The organism is Kitasatospora sp. NPDC053057 (assembly GCF_044546945.1).
Classification (GTDB): Bacteria; Actinomycetota; Actinomycetes; order Streptomycetales; family Streptomycetaceae; genus Kitasatospora.
Genome location: NZ_JBITZP010000025.1, coordinates 1 through 17,910, shown reverse-complemented (window position 1 = coordinate 17,910; position 17,910 = coordinate 1). Strand labels below are relative to the sequence as shown.

Sequence of the window (17,910 nt, the reverse complement as noted above, 5' to 3'; positions counted from 1 at the left end):
CCCGGAGAAAGGCATGGACGGGCGGGGCGAAGGCGGGCAGCACGCCCGCCACTCCGTTTCGAATCTACCCGCGAGCGCGGACAACGCCTGACCGTCCTACCCGGCACGAACCGTCGCCACGCGCGCCGGAATGGCGATTGACGTGAACGTTCGGTGACCACTCGGAAATTCCCCGGCGACCGTCCGGCAGAGATTTTCCGCAGCCCCCCGAATCAGTCCTCGTCGTCCTCGTCACCGCTGGTCAGAACGGGTGAACCGTGGTGCGACCAGAGCTTCCACCCGGCCGGGGTGCGACGGAACAGATTGCTCGACACGACCTTTCCGCCGACCAGCGGCCCGAGTTCTCCCTCCTCCTCCGCCTCACCGCCGGAGAGGATGTTCTCGGTGCACGTGACAAGGGCCACATCGCCGTGGACCTCGGCCTCGACATCGGTCAGGAAGAACTGGATGTACTCCGTGTTCATCATGATCAGCATGTACGAGCGGGTCACCTGCGCCCGCCCGCGCAGCACCGGCCAGCCGGGGTGCACGCAGACCACGCCGCCCTTGTCGTCGGCGTGCTCGGGCCCCAGCCAGGCCTCCTCGACCGCCTCGACGTCCCCCCGTTCCAGCGCCTCGTAGAACGCCCGGTTCGCCGCGAGCACCGCCTCCAGGTCCGCTTCCCGGGCCTTTCCGGCCGTCCCGCCGCTCAACCTGCCGTCACCTGTCACAGACCCTCCCTCACCCCAGCCGCGCCGCGCGCTGCCAGGCCGCGACCACGCGGACGGCGTCCGCCGTACCGGACACGTCGTGCACCCGTACCGCCCAGGCTCCGGCCTGGGCCGAGAGCACCGAGACCGCGGCGGTCGCGGCGTCCCGCTCGCGGGCCGGGCGCAGCTCCCCGGTTTCCGGGTCGGCGAGCAGCGTACCCAGGAACCGCTTGCGCGAAGCCGCGACGAGGACGGGACGGCCGAGCGCGGTGAGCGCGTCCAGCCGGCCGAGCAGCGCCCAGTTGTGCTCGGCGGTCTTGGCGAAGCCGAGCCCCGGGTCGAGGACCAGCTGGTCCTCCTTGACCCCGGCGGCCAGCAGCGCCTCCATCCGCCCGGTCAGCTCGGCGACCACGTCCCGTACGACGTCCTGGTAGACGGCCAGCCGGTCCATGTCGGCGGACTGGCCGCGCCAGTGCATGACCACGAAGGGCGCGCCGGTCTCGGCGACCACCCGGGCCATCGCCGGGTCGGCGAGGCCGCCGGAGACGTCGTTGACGATCGCGGCGCCGGCCTCGACGGCCCGCTCGGCGACCGAGGCCCGCATGGTGTCGACGGACACCACCACCCCGGCGGCGGCCAGCTCGCGGACCACCGGCAGCACCCGGCGCAGCTCCTCCTCCTCGGGCACCCGCTGGGTCCCGGGCCGGGTGGACTCGCCGCCGACGTCCACCAGGTCCGCGCCGCGGGCCCGCAGGGCCAGCCCGTGCGCGATCGCCCTGGCGGGGTCGAACCACATCCCGCCGTCCGAGAAGGAGTCGGGCGTGACGTTGACCACGCCCATCACGGCGCAGCGGTCGAGCCGCGGCAGTCCGGCCGGCAAGGAGAAGGACGGCGAATCGCTCATGCCTCCCATTATCGAACGGGGCCCCCGCCGAGGATTCTCGGCGGGGGCCCCGGACGGTGTCGAGCTGCCTCAGGCGGCCTCGTCGACCTCGCGGGTCGACGGGACGGGCATCAGGCCCTCGCGCTGGCGCTTGCGGCCGAAGCGCGGCATGCCGAGGGTGATGAAGGCCTCGGCCTGCATCGCGGCGAAGCCGATCCGGGGCAGGTCCCGGGTGCTCGGGAAGACCAGGAAGCGCGGCTCCCACTCGGGCTGGAACTTGGCGTTGAACTTGTACAGCGACTCGATCTGGAACCACCGCGACAGGAACACCAGCAGTCCGCGCCAGGCGCGCAGCACCGGGCCGGCGCCGATCCGCTCGCCGCGGGCCAGCGCCGAGCGGAACATCGCGAAGTTGAGCGACACCCGGCGGATGCCCAGGGAGCCCACCTCCTGCAGGGCGGCGACGATCAGCAGCTCGTTCAGCCCGGGGTCGGCGGCGCGGTCGCGGCGCATCAGCTCCAGCGAGATGCCGTCCGGCCCCCAGGGCACGAAGTGCAGCACGGCCTTCAGGTCGTCCCCGCTCTCGCCCTCCTCCGGGGCCTTGTGGGCGGTGACCACCACGCAGTCGTCGTCCAGCGGGTCGCCGAAGCGGCCCAGAGCCATCGAGAAGCCGCGCTCGGTGTCGGTGCCGCGCCAGCGGGCGGCGGCGTCGGCGATCCGGTACTTCTCCTCGACGGTGAGGTCGGAGACCCGGCGCACCTTGCAGGAGTAGCCGTTGCGCTCGATCCGCTTGACCATCTGGCGGACGTTGCGCATGGCCCGGCCGGCGAGCGAGAAGGTGCTGGTGTCGACGATCGCCTCGTCGCCCAGCTCCAGCGCGTCCAGGCCCGCCTCACGGGTCCAGACCTCGCCGCCGACCTCGCTGCAGCCCATCACGGCCGGCACCCAGGCGTGCTCACGGGCCTCGGCCATGAACACCTTGATCGCGCCGGGCCAGGCCTCGACGTCGCCGACCGGGTCGCCGGAGGCGAGCATCACGCCGGAGACCACCCGGTAGGAGATCGCGGCCTTGCCGGTGGGCGAGAACAGCACGCTCTTGTCGCGGCGCAGCGCGAAGTAGCCGAGCGAGTCGCGCTCGCCGTGCCGCTTGAGCAGCTCGCGGACCTTCTCCTCGTCCTCGGCGGTGAGCTCCGGCTTGGGCTTGCCCGGGCGCAGCGCGAGGTAGGCGGTGGTGAAGGCGGTCAGCAGGCCGAGGCCGCCGAGCAGGTAGGCGACCAGGTCGGACATCCGCTCGTTGCTGTAGCGGATCGGCCCCTCGAAGCCGAACAGCCCGTACCCGACGTGCTGCAGCCGCTCCAGCAGGGCCGGGTGTCCGACCTCGTACTTGGTGCGGGTGCTCACGATCAGCAGACCGAGCAGCACGCTGAGGGCGCCCATGACGATCAGGTTGACCACCGCGCCCCAGCGGGTGCGCGGGTCGGCCTTGGCGTAGAACTCGCGCTGGTGCACCAGCATCACGGCGAGGACCAGCAGCGAGACGACCGCCGGACCGACCTGGTGCCAGCGCACGATGTGCAGCGCGGCGCTGACCGGCAGCAGCACGCAGACCGCCCGCCAGGCCCGCCGCTTGCGCCGGCGCAGCGCGTGCGCCAGCGGCACCAGCAGGATGCCGACCATCAGCGTGCCGACCGCGGCCAGGCTGGTGGTGCCGCCCGGCAGCTGCCCGGCGAAGGTGTGCATCTTGGTGTGCCGGAGCTTGGGGAACACCGCGCTGGCGATGTTCACCAGCCCGATCAGCAGACAGGCGTAGCCGACCGCGCCGGGGAGCCAGGCCCTCGGGACGGCGGCCGCCTGGTTGCGCAGCGTCTGCAGGCCGCGCCGACGGGGCGGCGGCTGCTCGGGGCTCGGCTCAACGGACACGGGAACGCTCATGGAAGCTCAGCGTAGAGGCTGCGGTGCGGTGTCCGTTCACTCCGGGGGAGCACGTGTGATGGACCTTCATGCCTATTCCTTCATCAGGCAATGCGCATACCAAGGACCCGGAAACGGACGGTAATCCGGGGCCGTGGGCGCGCTGCGGGTTGAGCCGGGGGTGGGAGCCGTGGGCCCACCGCCGCGTGGCGGGACGGGACCCTCCGGTACGCGTTACGTACGGTGGACGCCGCATTCTAGGGTGCCGGTTGCCCCCGGTCTCCCCCCGCCCTCCCGCGCCGGCCCGGGCGCCCGGACAGCCTAGCTGCGGTGGCCCGGCCTGACGGACCGCCAGACGATGAAGCCTGCACCGACAGTGTCCCACCGGAAGGCCGACGGCATGGAACTGACCAGCGAAGCGCTGGTGAACTCGCTGCTCGCACTCGGAGCGGTAGCCCTGGTCACCACCCTGTGGGTGTGGCCGCGGCTGGCCAGGCAGCGCCCGCTCCCGGTGCTCGGCCGGATCGGCCTGCTGACAGTCGTTCAAGTCTCGATCCTCGCGGTGCTGGCGCTGTCGGTGAACAACTCCTTCGGGTTCTACACCTCCTGGGACGACCTGCTCAACCCCGGCGGCGCGAAACTCGCGCTGACCAGCAACGAGAACCACAAGGGCGGCACGCCGGTCTCCGAGCAGCTGGTCCAGCCGACCAACGAGGGCGGCCTGGAGGGCGTCTCCAACCTGCCGAAGGGCGCGCCGGAGGAGGTAGGGAAGATCGAGTCGGTCCGGGTCAACGGCAAGGAGACCGGTTTCTCCGACCAGATGTTCGTCTACCTGCCGCCCGAGTACTTCGACCCGAAGTTCGCCCTGGTCCGCTTCCCCGTCGTACTGGCCCTGGCCGGCTTCCCGGGCACCACGCTGAACCTGCTCAAGGAACTGCCCGTGGTGCAGACCGCGATCGAGCTGCAGCGCTCCGGCAAGATGCCGCCGACCGTCCTGGTCCTGGCTCGCCCGGCCGTGGTCCCCGCCCGGGACACCGAGTGCGTGGACGTCCCCGGCGGGCCGCGCAGCGAGACCTGGTTCGTCAAGGACGTGCCCGAGGCGCTGCACAGCGCGTACCGGCTCAGCCGCTCGGCCGGCTCCTGGGGCCTGTTCGGCTACTCCACCGGCGGCAGCTGCGCGATGCGCCTGTCGATGCGCTCCCCGAACGTCTACGGCAGCGCCACGGGCCTGCACGGCGACTTCGCGGTGCGCCAGGACCAGTACACCGGCGGTGACCTCTTCAACGGCGACAAGGCGCTGGCGCAGCAGCACGACCTCGGCTGGCGGCTGCAGAACCTCCCGGCCCCGCCGCTCAACCTGCTGGTGGTCTCCACCCGCAAGGAGTCGGACTACCCGCAGACCGCCCAGTTCGTCGACCAGGCCACCCAGGTCGCGGCGGCCAACCCCCAGTTCAAGGTGGAGTCGCTGTACCTGGACGACGGCGGGCACAACTTCGACAGCTGGACCAAGGAGCTGCCCGCCTCCCTGGAGTGGCTGGGCTCCCACTTGGGGTGACGGACCGGCTAGCGCGTCCGAGTGATTACCCGCCGGTCGGCCCCGCCCGGCCGGCGGTCCGGGGGGACGTATCCCGACCGCCCGTCCGGCCCCCCGGTGGGCGCCGCCCCGGATCCGCGCAGGAGGCGCCGTGCTGAGCACCCGATCGCTCTTCAACGAGATCTACCGGAACGACGAGGCGTACCAGCTGTTCTGCAGCATCGCGGCCGGTGGCGAGGACCAGGGCGGTTGGGAGAACGAGCGGATCGCCGCCCTCACCCGGGACCCGGTGCTCGCGCCGAAGGTCGCCCGGCACGGCGCGGACGAGCGCAAGCACGGCCGGATCTTCACCCAGCTGCTGAACAAGCGCGGCCTGCCCAAGGTGCCCGTCCCGGACGAGGCCGACTACTGCATGCTGCTGGAGCGCAAGGGCGTCGGCCTCTCCCACGAGCGGCTGAACAGCGACGCCCCGCTGAGCGACCGGGAGATCATCACCTACCTGGCGCACAGCCGGGTCACCGAGCAGCGCGCCGCCGAGCAGATGCGCCAGCTGGTCAGGGTGTACGGGGACGAGCCGGAGCTCGGCCGGGCGATGCGGATGATCTCCGCCGACGAGGACAACCACCTCGCGTACTGCCACGAGGAGCTGCTGCGGCTGACCGCAGAGGGCCACGGCCCGTACATCCGGCACGCCCTGGAGACCAGCGCCCGCGGCGAGATCCGCACCCATCGGGACGTCGGGCTCGCGGTCACCGCCCGGATGGCGCGGATCCTGCGCTGGCCGCGCTGGCAGCTGGCCGTGGTCACCCTCGGGGTGCATGCCCTCTACCTGTACGACCGGGCCCTCGGCTGGCGCCGGATGGTCACGCTGCGGATGCCGGAGCGCCGCAACGCACTGGGCACCCCGGCTCCGCCGCACGCGGAGCACGAGGTGCCCTGAGTCGTTGCCGTCCTGCCGGACTACCGACCGATGATGAGGCTCATCGCCTCGGCCCGGGTGGCCGGGTCGCGCAGCTGGCCGCGCACGCAGGAGGTGATGGTCTTGGCGCCGGGCTTGCGGATGCCGCGCATCGACATGCACATGTGCTCGCACTCGACCACGACGATCGCCCCGCGCGGCTCCAGGATCCGCATCAGCGCGTCGGCCACCTGGCTGGTCAGCCGCTCCTGGACCTGCGGGCGGCGGGCGTAGACGTCGACCAGCCGGGCGAGCTTGGACAGCCCGGTGATCTTGCCGCTGGTGGACGGGATGTACCCGACGTGCGCCACGCCGCGGAACGGCACCAGGTGGTGTTCGCAGACCGAGGTCAGCTCGATGTCCTTGACCAGCACCATCTCGTCGTGGCCGAGGTCGAAGGTGGTGGTCAGGACGTCCTCGGGATCCTGCCACAGGCCCGCGAATATCTCCTTGTACGCCCGCGCGACCCGGGCCGGGGTCTCCAGCAGACCCTCGCGGTCCGGGTCCTCCCCGACGGCGAGCAGCAGCTCGCGGATGGCGTTCTCGGCCCGCTTCTGGTCGAAGGTCCCGACGGCGGGCGGACCGTCGAACGTCACCGGGTCGATCATGCGGGCCTCGCTTACTTGTGGGAAGACTCTGGCTGAACAGCACGGATGCCGCGCCTCCAGGGTACAAACCCTGGTGACGCGGCAACCATTCCCTACTGGGGCTCCCTGCGGGAGGCCCCGATCAGCCCTCGGTCGGCGGCTCGGCGGCCGGCAGCGGCGGGAGCTTCACGATGTCCACCGGAGCGGTGTCGGAGGCGGCGGCGCCGTTGGTGAGCGCCAGCTCCTTCGGCGACTGCACCGGCGGCCGGGTGGACGGCGTGCGGCGGGCGGAGCCCGTCCAGGCCGGCCGGGTCGGGCGCTTGACGATCGGGGCGAAGATCTCGGCGATCTGCTCCTTGTTCAGGGTCTCCTTCTCCAGGAGCTCCAGGACCAGGTTGTCGAGCACGTCGCGGTTCTCGACCAGGATCTCCCAGGCCTCGTTGTGCGCGCTCTCGATGAGCTTCTTGACCTCTTCGTCGACCAGCCCGGCGACCTCTTCCGAGTAGTCGCGCTGGTGGCCCATCTCACGGCCCAGGAACGGCTCCGAGTTGTCGGAGCCGAACTTGATCGCACCGAGGCGCTCGGTCATGCCGTACTGGGTGACCATGGCCCGCGCCGTGGCGGTGGCCTTCTCGATGTCGTTCGAGGCGCCGGTGGTCGGGTCGTGGAAGACCAGCTCCTCCGCCGCGCGCCCGCCCAGCATGTAGGCCAGCTGGTCGAGCATCTCGTTGCGGGTGGTGGAGTACTTGTCCTCGTCCGGCAGCACCATGGTGTAGCCGAGGGCCCGACCGCGGGACAGGATGGTGATCTTGTGCACCGGGTCGCTGTACTGGCAGGCCGCCGCGACCAGGGCGTGACCGCCCTCGTGGTACGCGGTGATCTTCTTCTCCTTGTCGGACATGATCCGCGTGCGCTTCTGCGGACCGGCCACGACGCGGTCGATCGCCTCGTCCAGGATGCCGTTGTCGATCAGCTTCTTGTCCGAGCGGGCGGTCAGCAGCGCGGCCTCGTTGAGCACGTTCGACAGGTCGGCGCCGGTGAAGCCGGGGGTGCGCTTGGCGACGGCCGACATGTCGACGTCGGGCGCGATCGGCTTGCCCTTCTGGTGCACCTTGAGGATGTCCAGACGGCCCTGGAGGTCGGGGCGCTCCACCGCGATCTGGCGGTCGAAGCGGCCCGGGCGCAGCAGCGCCGGGTCCAGGATGTCGGGGCGGTTGGTCGCGGCGATCAGGATCACGCCGCCCTTGACGTCGAAGCCGTCCATCTCGACCAGCAGCTGGTTGAGGGTCTGCTCGCGCTCGTCGTGGCCACCGCCGAGACCCGCACCGCGGTGCCGGCCGACGGCGTCGATCTCGTCGACGAAGACGATCGCCGGGGCGTTCGCCTTGGCCTGCTCGAACAGGTCGCGGACGCGGCTGGCGCCGACACCGACGAACATCTCGACGAAGTCGGAACCGGAGATCGAGTAGAACGGCACCCCGGCCTCGCCCGCGACGGCACGCGCCAGCAGGGTCTTGCCGGTACCGGGCGGGCCGTAGAGCAGCACGCCCTTGGGGATCTTGGCTCCGACGGCCTGGAACTTGGCCGGCTCCTGCAGGAACTCCTTGATCTCGTGGAGCTCCTCGACCGCCTCGTCCGCGCCCGCGACGTCGGCGAAGGTGGTCTTCGGGGTGTCCTTGGTGAGCAGCTTGGCCTTCGACTTGCCGAACTGCATGACGCGCGAGCCGCCGCCCTGCATCTGGTTCATCAGGAACAGGAAGACCAGCACGATGATGACGATCGGCAGCATCGACAGCAGCAGGCTGACGAAGGTGCTCTGCTTCTCGGGGCTGACGGTGTAGCCCTCGGTGAGGGAGCTGCTCCTGTCGTTCATCTGCGACTGCAGCTTGTCGGCGATCGCGACGCCCTGGTCACCGATGTACGAGGCCTGGAACTTGCTGCCGGACGGGGCCTTGCCCGTGCCGGCGGGGGACAGCGTGGCGCCGTCCTTCAGCTGGATCTTGATCGTGTTCGAGTCACCGGTGGTGATCTGCGCGGACTTGACATTGTGCGCGTCGATCGCCGCGACGACCTGACCGGTGTCCACCGTCTTGTAGCCGTTCGAATCCGAAACGACCTGCATCAATACGATGACGGCGAGGACGGCCAGCACGATCCACATGATCGGCGCACGGAAGTATCGCTTGACGTCCATCCATGCGGGGCGTTGCCGCCCCGTCCCTCCTGCCACTCAACGGCGCCGGGTGGCTGTGGGCCGCGGCGCATCCGAATCGGTGCTCATGTGAAGAGCGGTTTATTGGACCGTACCGCAGTCGCACCCACCGATGGCGGGAGCACGGCGACACGGTTGTGCTTCTTTGTCCCCCGGTCCAACGGGCGGGAACGACCTACTGTTCCCGCCCATAGCCCGAACGGGGCCTCAGCCACCGTAGACGTGCGGGGCGAGGGTCCCGATGAAGGGGAGGTTACGCAGCTTCTCCGCGTAGTCCAGGCCGTAGCCCACCACGAACTCGTTCGGGATGTCGAAGCCGACGTACTTCACGTCGATCTCGACCTTGGCCGCGTCCGGCTTGCGGAGCAGGGTGCAGACCTCGAGCGAGGCCGGGCCGCGCGAGCCCAGGTTCCCCAGCAGCCAGGACAGCGTCAGACCGGAGTCGATGATGTCCTCGACGATCAGGACGTCCCGGCCGGCGATGTCGGTGTCCAGGTCCTTCAGGATCCGCACCACACCGGAGGACTTGGTGCCCATGCCGTACGAGGAGACGGCCATCCAGTCCATGGTGACCTGCGAGTGCAGGGCCCGGGCGAGGTCGGCCATGACCATCACGGCCCCCTTGAGGACGCCGACGATCAGCAGGTCCTTGCCTGCGTAGTCCCGGTCGATGCGCTCGGCCAGCTCCTGGAGCTTGGCGTCGATCTCGTCCTTGCTGATGAGCACCTTCGCGAGGTCAGCGCCCATGTCGTTCTGGTCCACCGGGGATACGTCCTCAAACGTTCGGGGTCTGTGTGGCCGACGGCCGGCTCCCCCGGGACATGCCTCGCCCTCAGTCGCCCTGCCGCCGAAAGACCAGCGTGCCACACCGGCGGGTGGCCTCGACGCCCCCGGGTAGGTGCAGCGGTCCCTGTCCGCGCCATCCGGTGACCAGCTGGTCCACCGTCTCCAGGTGGCGGGCGAACAGGTCCCCGGCCGGACAGCCCGCGCGCAGCGCGGCCCGGCGCAGCACCCGGCGCCGCACGGCGGGCGGCAGTTCGGCCAGTTTCACGGTGTCCAGGGCGCCCTCGCCCGTACGGAGGTCGCGTTCGGCGAGGGAGGCCCACTGGTCGAGGGCGTCGGCGTCGTCGCGGAACAGCCGGGCGGTGCGGGCCAGCGCCTCCACCACGCCGCCGCCCAGGTGCTTCTCCAGCACCGGCAGCACCTCGTGGCGGACCCGGGAGCGGGTGTAGGCGGGATCACAGTTGTGGGGGTCGTCCCAGACCGGGATCGCCTGGGCCGAGCAGGCCTGCCGGGTGGCCGCCCGGTCCAGCTCCAGCAGCGGGCGGCGGTAGCGCCCCTTCTGGGCCGGCATCCCGGCCAGCGAACGGGAGCCGGAGCCGCGGGCCAGGCCCAGCAGCACGGTCTCGGCCTGGTCGTCCCGGGTGTGGCCGAGCAGCACCGCGATCGCGTCGTGGCGCTCGGCGGCCTCGTCCAGCGCCGCGTAGCGGGCGTCCCGGGCGGCGGCCTCCGGGCCGCCGGAGCGGCCGACCAGCACCGGGACGGCCTCGACCGGGTCCAGACCCAGCGAGCGCAGCCGCTCGGCCACCTGGGCGGCGCGGTCGGCGGAACCGGCCTGCAGGCCGTGGTCGACGGTGACGGCGCCGACCCGCAGGCCGATCTTGGGGGCCTCGAAGGCGGCGGCGATGGCCAGCGCCATCGAGTCCGCGCCGCCGCTCACGGCGACCAGGACCAGCGGCGAACCGGGGGCGGCCGGGGTGCGGGGCAGCCCGGAGGGGTGGCGGGCGGCGTTGCCGATCAGGGTGGTGCCGACGGCGGCACCCACCAGCGGCGCCCCGGCCGGGCGCTCGCGGGGCTCGCGCACGGGCGCGGTGAAGGTGGTACCGACCTCGGCGGCGAGGTCGGTGAGCGTGCGGCGAACGGCCAGGCGTATCGCTGCGACGGCGGGGTGAGGGCCCACGGCGGACGACTCCTCGAGGGAGGGGGACAGGACTGCGGCGGGCGGCCGGGGCCGCGCACCTGCGTAGCGCCGCGTTACCGGGCGCTCACAGATGGTGGCAGAAAGCAGCGACCCGCTACGCCACCCGCGCCACCGGTACGACCACCGTCCCACGTTCGGGTGAATGGAGAAACGTATCTTCACCCACCATCTGCCCGATTGGACCACTCGTACGAGCGGGTTTGACCGCCACCGACCGGCCGCGGTCCCGCTGCGCGCCGGGATTGCCCGATCGGGGCCACGCCCAAGGCCCCGGTGGGCCGGGGCTCCTCAGCGGCCGACCCGGGCGACCCAGGCGGCCGGGTCGTGGATCTCGTCCTTGGTCGGCAGGGTGTTCGGGGACGTCCACACCCGGTTGAAGCCCTCCATGCCGAGCTGCTCCACCACGGCCCGCACGAACACCGCGCCGTCCTGGTACTGCCGCAGCTTGGCGTCCATGCCCAGCAGTCGGCGCAGCACCAGGTCCAGCCGGTTCGCCCCGCGGTCGCGGCGCTGCTGGAACTTCTCCCGGATCTCCGCGACCGTCGACACCACGGCCGGGCCGACACCGTCCATCACCACGTCCGCGTGGCCCTCCAGCAGCGACATCACCGCCGTCAGCCGGCCGAGGATCTCGCGCTGCGCGGGCGACTGGACGATCTCCAGCAGGCTCCCCGCCGAAGCGCTCTCCCGGCCCTCCCGGTTGCCCGCCCCCGGCAGCCCGGCCCCCAGCGAACCCGCCGCGTCGCGCAGCCGCTCCAGCAGCGCACCCGGGTCGACGTCCGTCTCCGCCAGGAAGGACTGCACCTCGGACTGGATGTGGTCGCGCAGCCACGGCACCGCGGTGAACTGCGTCCGGTGCGTCTCCTCGTGCAGGCAGACCCAGAGCCGGAAGTCCGACGGGTCGACGTCCAGCTCGCGCTCGACGTGCACGATGTTCGGCGCCACCAGCAGCAGCCGGCCCGGCCCCGGGCCCTCCGGGCCCAGCCGCGGCTTGTCGAACAGCGCCGCCGGACTGTCCGGCGCCTCCAACGACGGCTCGGCCGGGGCGAAGGTCTCGTACTGGCCCAGCACCTTGGTCGCCAGGAACGCCAGCAGTGCCCCGACCTCGATCCCGGTCGCCTTCTCCCCCACCGCGCCGAAGACACCCGCCGCGGCGCTGTTCGCCCGCCGCGCCTGCAGCTTCTCCACCAGCGGCTGGACGACCGTACGGAAGCCGGCCACGTTCGCCCGCACCCACCCCGGACGGTCCACCACCAGCACCGGCGTCGCGGCGGCCGCGGCCAGACTGCTCGACCGCATCCCGGTGAACGCCCGCACGTGCTCCTCGGCCTCCAGCGCGTGCCGGCGCAGCTCGGCGACCACCGCCGCCGCCTCCGCCCGGCTCACCTCCGGACCCGGCCGCACCAGCCTGGTCGCCGTTGCGACCGCGAGATTCCAGTCGACCATGTCAGCCCCGCCACTCGCGCTCGTCATGCCCTCACCGTACGTGCTCCCCACCATCAACGGCAGCCACCCGTCACGAAGACCCTGCCCGCCCCCGAGCCCCCTCGAACCCGCCACCGGCAGCGGCGGTCGAGGGCGCGGACGGCACCGCGGGCACAGGCCCGAAACGCCCGTCCCGCCCGGCAAAGGCCCCCCGGGGCGCGCGACGGATCGCGGCCACCGGACACCCATCGCGACGCCGCAGTGGGTCAGCGGCAGCCGCAGGAGGCGAGGTGGGCGGCGATGCGGTCCATGGCGGCGCGGGCGGTGTCGGCGGCGATGGTGTCGGGGGTGCGGGTCATGACGGCGAAGGTGAGGAGCCGGCCGTCGGCGTCGACGACGGTGCCGGCGAGGGTGTTGACGCCGCTGAGGGTGCCGGTCTTGGCGCGGATCAGGCCGGCCGCGTCGGCGGCGCCGGAACCGGAGCCGTAGCGCTTGCTGAGGGTGCCGGTGAAGCCGGCGACCGGGAGGCCGGTGAGGACCGGGCGCAGGGCGGGGTGCTGGTCGGAGGCGGCCAGGGCGAGGAGCCGGACCAGGACGGCGGGCGGGATCTGGTTGCCCTTGTGCAGACCGCTGCCGTCGTTGAGGACCACCCCGGTCGTCGGCACGCCGAGCTTGGTGAGTTCCCGGGTGACAGCGGTCGCCGCACCCTCGAAACCGGCCGGCTGGTGCGCGGCCAGGGCGACCTGGCGGGCGACCGCCTCGGCGAGCTGGTTGTCGGAGGTGGTCAGCAGGCGCTCGACCAGCCGGGCGACCGTCGGCGAGTCGACCTTGCCGAGGACGGGGGCGTCGGCGGCCGCCGGGGCGGCGGCCGGCTTGGCCTTGCCGTCGACGGTGACGCCCTGGGCGGCGAGCATCGTGGCGAAGGTCGTGGCGGCCGCGTCGGCCGGGTCGGCGAAGCGCTCCGGGGCGTCCTCGCGGCTCTTGGGGTCGATCATGCCCTCGTCCGCCATCAACGGGACGACCAGGGCGATGTTGTGGTTGTCGGGGTTCTGGTGATGCGGGTCGCCGGTGTACAGCGACAGGTCGTAGTCCAGCTTGACCGTGGTGGTGCCGGCCGCCTTGAGCGCGGCCGCGGTCTGCCGGGCGAGTTCCTCCAGCGAGGCGGGGGCGGTGTCGGCGTCGGCGGGCTGGCCGCCGATCTGCACCTGGTCGGCGGGCAGCGCGGTGAGCGTCGGGTCCCCGCCGCCGACCAGCGTGATGGTGCCCGGGTTCGCGCCGCGGACCACCCGGGTGGTGAGCCGGGTGTCGCCGGGGATCAGGGACAGGGCCGCGACCGAGGTGGCCAGCTTGGTGGTGGAGGCGGGGGTGCCCGGGACGTTCTCCCCGGAGCCGTACAGGAGTTGACCGCCCGCGGCGTCCGCGACGGCGACGGTCACGGTGCCCAGGTTCTTGTCGGCGATGTAGGGGGCGAGCACTTGCCGGAGGCCCTGCGCGGTGGGGGCGGCGGCCTCCGGGCCGTTCTCGGCGGTGGCCAGCACGGCACCCGTCGCGGGCGCCGGGGGCGCGGCCGGCGAACCGCCGCCGGGCGTGCCGGTGGGCGTGCCGGTAGGCGGCTCGGCCCGGCGGCCGGGCCCGTCGGGGCTCTGGCTCGGTCCGGGCTTGCCCTTCCCGTGGTCACCCTTGCGGCCGTCCCGACCCCCCTGGTCGCCCTGGCCGTTGTCGTCCTCGCCCTGACCCGTGCTGTGCCCGCCCGTGGGCGACGGTTGCGCGTACGCGCCGCCCGCTCCCAGCGCCGTTGTGGCGACCAGCAGGGCCGCCCCGAACAGTCCGGCGGCCGTCCCCCTGCGACGGCGCGCCACCCCTCCCCCTGCCCCCACCGACCGGCCCCTTTCCCGAGCACTCACTCCCGTAGGAGACACTTGGATTCTGTCAGTCCCTACCTTGGAGGAACCGTTGGAGTTCGACGTCCTTATCGAAATCCCGAAGGGCTCTCGTAACAAGTACGAGGTCGACCACGAGACCGGTCGTCTGCGGCTCGACCGGATGCTCTTCACCTCGACCCGCTACCCGGCCGACTACGGCTACGTCGAGGGCACGCTCGGCGAGGACGGCGACCCGCTGGACGCCCTGGTCATCCTGGACGAGCCGACCTTCCCGGGTTGCCTCATCAAGTGCCGCGCCATCGGCATGTTCCACATGACCGACGAGGCCGGCGGCGACGACAAGCTGCTGTGCGTCCCGGCGACCGACCCGCGCTGGGAGCACCTGCGCGACATCCACCACGTGTCGGAGTTCGACCGCCTGGAGATCCAGCACTTCTTCGAGGTCTACAAGGACCTGGAGCCGGGCAAGTCCGTCGAGGGCGCCAACTGGGTCGGCCGCGCCGAGGCCGAGGCCGAGGTCACCGCTTCGATCAAGCGCCTCGCGGAGCAGGGCGGCCACTGAGCCGTCGTTCCGATCTCGTTCGCTCCTCGTCCGATCGGGGCAGTTCGAGGTAGGTCGGGACAGGCGGGGCCGGGCCGGGGTCCGCGGATTCGTCTGCGGGCCCCGGCCCCTGTGGTTTCCGGGAGCCGCTCAGTCCTCCAGCCGGAAGCCGACCTTGATGCACACCTGGTAGTGCTTGATCCGGCCGTCCTCCAGGTGGCCCCGGACCTGCGAGACCTCGAACCAGTCGAGGTTGCGCAGCGTCCGGGAGGCCCGTTCCACCCCGTTGCGGATCGCGGCGTCGACGCTCTCGGTCGAGGAACCGACGATCTCGGTCACCCGGTACACGTGGTCGGTCATGGCGGACTCCCTCAGCTGTGCGACGGCCCCCGGTCCACCGTGCACCGCCCCGGGGCCGCCCGCACCCCGACGGGGTCCGCGGGGTCCGGCGGGGCCTAGGGTCCGGCCGGACCCTAGAAGGCCGCCCGGACCTCGCCGACCGGGGCGCCGCCGCCGAGCAGCGGGGCCGCGCCGATCCGCTCGACGGTGTCGTCCGCGCCGGTCACGCCGAGCCGGCGCAGCGCGGCCGCCAGCACCGGGCCGCGGGCCCGCTCCGCGCCGTCGTCGATCTTGAAGGCGAGCGCCCGCCCGTCCGGCAGCGCGACCACCTGGACGGCCTCGGCGCCCATCTTGGACAGCGCGCCCGGGACGGCCCGCATCAGCCAGGTGTCGGCCCGGCGGGTGCCGGCCACGTACTCGGGGTGGGCGCGCATGGCGTCGGCGACCCGGCGCTGCGCGGTGCCCTCGTCGGCCAGCACCAGGCTGCGGTAGCCGCGGGCCAGACCGGTCAGGGTGACGGCCAGCAGCGGGGCGCCGCAGCCGTCCACGCCGGTGTGCACGGGGGTCTCGCCGGTGCCCTCCGCGAGGGCCTCGCGGGCCAGCTCCTGGATCGGGTGCACCGGGTCGAGGTAGCTCCCGGTGTCCCAGCCGTTGGCGACGCAGGCGGCCAGCCAGCCGGCGTGCTTGCCGGAGCAGTCCATCAGGATCGGGGCGCGCCGCCCGCCGGCGCCGAGCAGCAGCTCCGCCTCGGTCTCGTCCAGCGGCAGGTCGGCCGGGGTGCGCAGGGCCGATTCGTCGAGGCCGGCGGAGCCGAGGATGGCCCGGACACCGTCGAGGTGAAACGATTCAGCGGAGTGGCTGGAGGCCGCCAGCGCCAGCAGCTCGCCCTCGATCGCCAGCCCGGCCCGCAGCGTGGCCACCGCCTGGAACGGCTTGGCCGTCGAGCGGGGGAAGACCGGCGCGTCGGGGTCGCCGAGCGCGAACTCCACCGAGCCGTCGGCGGCGAGCAGGACCAGGGAGCCGTGGTGGCGGCCCTCGGTGAAGCCCGAGCGTATGACCTCGGCGAGCACGGGCGGGGTGGCGGACTGGGACATCGGGGTGCCTTCCGGGGGCGAGGGTGGGCCGGGAGGAAGCCGGACCCCACCCACCCCCGACGACTCACCCGGTCAGAGCGGCCTCTCCGAGAGCAGGTCGTCGACCCGTGCTTCCCCATCACGGTACCTGCGGGTGATCTCGGCATTGCAACCGTCGGCAGTCCGCAGCAGCAGCTGGCGCCGTCCGGACACCTCGCGCTCGTGGGCGCGCAGCCGCTCCAGGGCGGCCAGCAGCTCCTCGGCCGGGTGGGCGGCGAGGTCGGCGAGCTGGACGTCGCCCATCAGCGCGTCCGCCTCCAGCTGGGACTCCTGGGTGCGCGGCGGGCCGAGGGTGACGTGCCGGGCCGAGCGCCGCACGGTGGAGGGCGCGTCGGTCAGGATGGCCGGCAGCCGGTCCAGCAGATCGCCGCCGCGCTCCCCGCCGACCGCCGGGGCACCGCTCCCGCCGCCGACCCGGGCGGGGTGGACGGGGCCGCCGCCGGGGCGCCGGTCGAGCTCCGCGCGCAGGATGTCCATCCGCCCGTGCAGCAGCCGCCGCAGGTAGGACAGGTCGGCCTCCTGCTCCATGGTCTCCCGGCGCAGGATCCGCAGCTGGTCCAGGCCCAGCCGCTCCAGGTCGGGCTCGCCGTCCGGGCCGGCCACCCAGGAGGGGGCCCCGGGGGCCTGCGCCACCTGCCCGGATCGGTTCCACGCCGCGCTGCTCGCGTCCATCATCCAGCCCACCTGCCGTCGTCCGATCCCGCCCGCTCGCGGCACCCCGTCCCTGCCGCCGGTCCGGCCCGTCCCCCGACGGGCCGGCGCGTCCTGTCCGTTGGCACGCCCGGGGACCCCGCAGGGTTCCACTCCCCGGCCGGGACCACCCACCGGGGCGACCCCGACAGAACGCCTGACCTACCGCTCGACCGCCCGGCCGAACCCCGGCCCGGTGCGGCGGACCTTCAGGCGCGCCGGGCCCTTCGTACGGTCCCCCAGCGTGCCACCCCACCCGGCGCGCGCGCACCGCCCGTGCACCCGAACGGCCCCCTGGCGAACGGGGGTGGCTGATATGACCAAGACTTTCCGCAGGAAGGGCAGCGCCTGAACCTGCGCAGGCGCGCGCCGCATGGCGTGCGCCACCATTTCTCGCGCCCCTCGTGCGCGCCCCTCGCGTGCGCCCCTCGCGTGCGCCCCTCGTGCGCGCCCCTCGTGCGCGTCCCTCGTGCGCGTCCGGCCCCCGGGCCCACGACGTCCCGCGCCGATTCCCCGGAGGCCCCGCCGGGCCGAACGGCGCTCCGGCACAATGGCGGCATGCGAGCAGTGGTGCAGCGAGTGACCGAGGCCCGGGTGACCGTGGCCGGAGAGACCGTCGGCGCGATCGAGGGGCCCGGGCTGTGCGTCCTGGTCGGCGTGACCCATGAGGACACCCCGGCCAAGGCGGCCCAACTGGCCCGCAAGCTCTGGACGCTGCGGATCCTGCCGGTCAACGACGAGGGCGTGGAGCAGAGTTGCTCCGACATCGGCGGCCCGCTGCTGGTGATCAGCCAGTTCACCCTCTACGGCGACGCCCGCAAGGGCCGCCGCCCCACCTGGACGGCGGCCGCCCCCGGGCCGGTCGCCGAGCCGCTGGTGGACGAGGTGGTCGCCCAACTGCGGGCGCTCGGGGCCAAGGTGGAGACGGGCCGGTTCGGCGCCGACATGCAGGTGGCGCTGGTGAACGACGGCCCGTTCACCGTCCTCGTCGAGGTCTGAGGCCTGAGGGCTGAGGCCCGTGGCCTGAGAGGGTGTTCGATACCGATTTGGGGCTCTCCTGCTTGATGTGTGGGTCAGGCTGTCGCGGGTTGGCGTCCAGGGAGGGTGGGGCGAGGGCCCGCCAGGGTGAGCATGACCAGGGCGA

At 72.7% G+C, this 17,910-nt stretch carries 16 protein-coding genes; 4 read left to right on the top strand and 12 right to left on the bottom strand.

Translation table 11 applies throughout. The features are described 5' to 3' along the window. Positions 1 to 212 precede the first annotated feature (212 nt). From ACIG5E_RS24825 to ACIG5E_RS24815, 3 genes are all read right to left on the bottom strand, one after another. Positions 213 to 710 carry a nuclear transport factor 2 family protein gene (locus ACIG5E_RS24825; RefSeq protein WP_396536750.1) on the bottom strand — a complete coding sequence of 166 codons (498 nt, stop codon included), beginning with the start codon at positions 708 to 710 and terminating at the stop codon, positions 213 to 215. A 10-nt stretch (positions 711 to 720) separates the two neighbouring features. Next, the gene (folP, locus tag ACIG5E_RS24820) at positions 721 to 1,593 is read right to left on the bottom strand and encodes a dihydropteroate synthase (RefSeq protein ID WP_396536748.1); all 873 of its coding nucleotides are present in this window, start codon (positions 1,591 to 1,593) and stop codon (positions 721 to 723) included. Between the two features lie 69 nt (positions 1,594 to 1,662). Further along, positions 1,663 to 3,504 (bottom strand): phosphatidylglycerol lysyltransferase domain-containing protein, encoded by a 1,842-nt coding sequence (locus ACIG5E_RS24815; protein ID WP_396536746.1) that lies wholly within the window; start codon positions 3,502 to 3,504, stop codon positions 1,663 to 1,665. A gap of 379 nt (positions 3,505 to 3,883) precedes the next feature. Between ACIG5E_RS24815 and ACIG5E_RS24810 the strand changes: the two genes are divergently transcribed. Both ACIG5E_RS24810 and ACIG5E_RS24805 read left to right on the top strand, forming a co-directional pair. Further along, the gene (locus ACIG5E_RS24810; RefSeq protein ID WP_396536744.1) at positions 3,884 to 5,038 is read left to right on the top strand and encodes an alpha/beta hydrolase; all 1,155 of its coding nucleotides are present in this window, start codon (positions 3,884 to 3,886) and stop codon (positions 5,036 to 5,038) included. 130 nt (positions 5,039 to 5,168) lie between these two features. Then, positions 5,169 to 5,957, top strand: coding sequence for a ferritin-like domain-containing protein (locus tag ACIG5E_RS24805; protein ID WP_396536742.1), 789 nt, complete (start codon positions 5,169 to 5,171; stop codon positions 5,955 to 5,957). Between the two features lie 20 nt (positions 5,958 to 5,977). On the opposite strand, the gene folE is transcribed toward ACIG5E_RS24805, so the two are convergent. The 6 genes from folE to dacB form a co-directional block, all read right to left on the bottom strand. Next, on the bottom strand, positions 5,978 to 6,583 hold the full coding sequence (gene folE / locus ACIG5E_RS24800) for a GTP cyclohydrolase I FolE (RefSeq protein ID WP_396536740.1): 606 nt from the start codon (positions 6,581 to 6,583) through the stop codon (positions 5,978 to 5,980). A 121-nt stretch (positions 6,584 to 6,704) separates the two neighbouring features. Then, positions 6,705 to 8,756 (bottom strand): ATP-dependent zinc metalloprotease FtsH, encoded by a 2,052-nt coding sequence (gene ftsH / locus ACIG5E_RS24795; RefSeq protein WP_396536738.1) that lies wholly within the window; start codon positions 8,754 to 8,756, stop codon positions 6,705 to 6,707. Positions 8,757 to 8,981: 225 nt separating this feature from the next. Further along, a complete protein-coding gene (gene hpt, locus ACIG5E_RS24790; protein WP_045692298.1) occupies positions 8,982 to 9,536 on the bottom strand; it encodes a hypoxanthine phosphoribosyltransferase in 555 nt (184 codons plus the stop codon). Positions 9,537 to 9,606: 70 nt separating this feature from the next. Next, on the bottom strand, positions 9,607 to 10,734 hold the full coding sequence (gene tilS, locus ACIG5E_RS24785) for a tRNA lysidine(34) synthetase TilS (protein WP_396536735.1): 1,128 nt from the start codon (positions 10,732 to 10,734) through the stop codon (positions 9,607 to 9,609). A gap of 309 nt (positions 10,735 to 11,043) precedes the next feature. Continuing rightward, the gene (locus tag ACIG5E_RS24780; protein ID WP_396536733.1) at positions 11,044 to 12,228 is read right to left on the bottom strand and encodes a zinc-dependent metalloprotease; all 1,185 of its coding nucleotides are present in this window, start codon (positions 12,226 to 12,228) and stop codon (positions 11,044 to 11,046) included. Positions 12,229 to 12,446: 218 nt separating this feature from the next. Further along, complete coding sequence (gene dacB / locus ACIG5E_RS24775; RefSeq protein ID WP_396536731.1) at positions 12,447 to 14,039, bottom strand: D-alanyl-D-alanine carboxypeptidase/D-alanyl-D-alanine-endopeptidase; 1,593 nt, start codon at positions 14,037 to 14,039, stop codon at positions 12,447 to 12,449. A gap of 94 nt (positions 14,040 to 14,133) precedes the next feature. On the opposite strand from dacB, the gene ACIG5E_RS24770 reads away from it, so the two are divergent. Next, a complete protein-coding gene (locus ACIG5E_RS24770) occupies positions 14,134 to 14,625 on the top strand; it encodes an inorganic diphosphatase (RefSeq protein WP_030059594.1) in 492 nt (163 codons plus the stop codon). Between the two features lie 129 nt (positions 14,626 to 14,754). On the opposite strand, the gene ACIG5E_RS24765 is transcribed toward ACIG5E_RS24770, so the two are convergent. The 3 genes from ACIG5E_RS24765 to ACIG5E_RS24755 form a co-directional block, all read right to left on the bottom strand. Beyond that, the gene (locus ACIG5E_RS24765; RefSeq protein WP_030288965.1) at positions 14,755 to 14,964 is read right to left on the bottom strand and encodes a dodecin; all 210 of its coding nucleotides are present in this window, start codon (positions 14,962 to 14,964) and stop codon (positions 14,755 to 14,757) included. A 113-nt stretch (positions 14,965 to 15,077) separates the two neighbouring features. Further along, positions 15,078 to 16,037 carry an asparaginase gene (locus tag ACIG5E_RS24760; protein ID WP_396536729.1) on the bottom strand — a complete coding sequence of 320 codons (960 nt, stop codon included), beginning with the start codon at positions 16,035 to 16,037 and terminating at the stop codon, positions 15,078 to 15,080. 72 nt (positions 16,038 to 16,109) lie between these two features. Then, complete coding sequence (locus ACIG5E_RS24755; protein WP_396536727.1) at positions 16,110 to 16,751, bottom strand: ABC transporter substrate-binding protein; 642 nt, start codon at positions 16,749 to 16,751, stop codon at positions 16,110 to 16,112. A 573-nt stretch (positions 16,752 to 17,324) separates the two neighbouring features. Between ACIG5E_RS24755 and dtd the strand changes: the two genes are divergently transcribed. Continuing rightward, positions 17,325 to 17,765 carry a D-aminoacyl-tRNA deacylase gene (gene dtd / locus ACIG5E_RS24750; RefSeq protein WP_030288976.1) on the top strand — a complete coding sequence of 147 codons (441 nt, stop codon included), beginning with the start codon at positions 17,325 to 17,327 and terminating at the stop codon, positions 17,763 to 17,765. Positions 17,766 to 17,910: the final 145 nt, after the last annotated feature.

What these genes read in the sequence shown, in the direction of transcription:
- folP (WP_396536748.1), bottom strand. Translation starts at nt 1,593, where the DNA reads ATGAGCGATTCGCCGTCCTTCTCCTTGCCGGCCGGACTGCCGCGGCTC.
- ACIG5E_RS24815 (WP_396536746.1), bottom strand. Translation starts at nt 3,504, where the DNA reads ATGAGCGTTCCCGTGTCCGTTGAGCCGAGCCCCGAGCAGCCGCCGCCC.
- ACIG5E_RS24810 (WP_396536744.1), top strand. Translation starts at nt 3,884, where the DNA reads ATGGAACTGACCAGCGAAGCGCTGGTGAACTCGCTGCTCGCACTCGGA.
- folE (WP_396536740.1), bottom strand. Translation starts at nt 6,583, where the DNA reads ATGATCGACCCGGTGACGTTCGACGGTCCGCCCGCCGTCGGGACCTTC.
- ftsH (WP_396536738.1), bottom strand. Translation starts at nt 8,756, where the DNA reads ATGGACGTCAAGCGATACTTCCGTGCGCCGATCATGTGGATCGTGCTG.
- ACIG5E_RS24780 (WP_396536733.1), bottom strand. Translation starts at nt 12,228, where the DNA reads ATGACGAGCGCGAGTGGCGGGGCTGACATGGTCGACTGGAATCTCGCG.
- ACIG5E_RS24765 (WP_030288965.1), bottom strand. Translation starts at nt 14,964, where the DNA reads ATGACCGACCACGTGTACCGGGTGACCGAGATCGTCGGTTCCTCGACC.
- ACIG5E_RS24760 (WP_396536729.1), bottom strand. Translation starts at nt 16,037, where the DNA reads ATGTCCCAGTCCGCCACCCCGCCCGTGCTCGCCGAGGTCATACGCTCG.
- ACIG5E_RS24755 (WP_396536727.1), bottom strand. Translation starts at nt 16,751, where the DNA reads ATGATGGACGCGAGCAGCGCGGCGTGGAACCGATCCGGGCAGGTGGCG.
- dtd (WP_030288976.1), top strand. Translation starts at nt 17,325, where the DNA reads ATGCGAGCAGTGGTGCAGCGAGTGACCGAGGCCCGGGTGACCGTGGCC.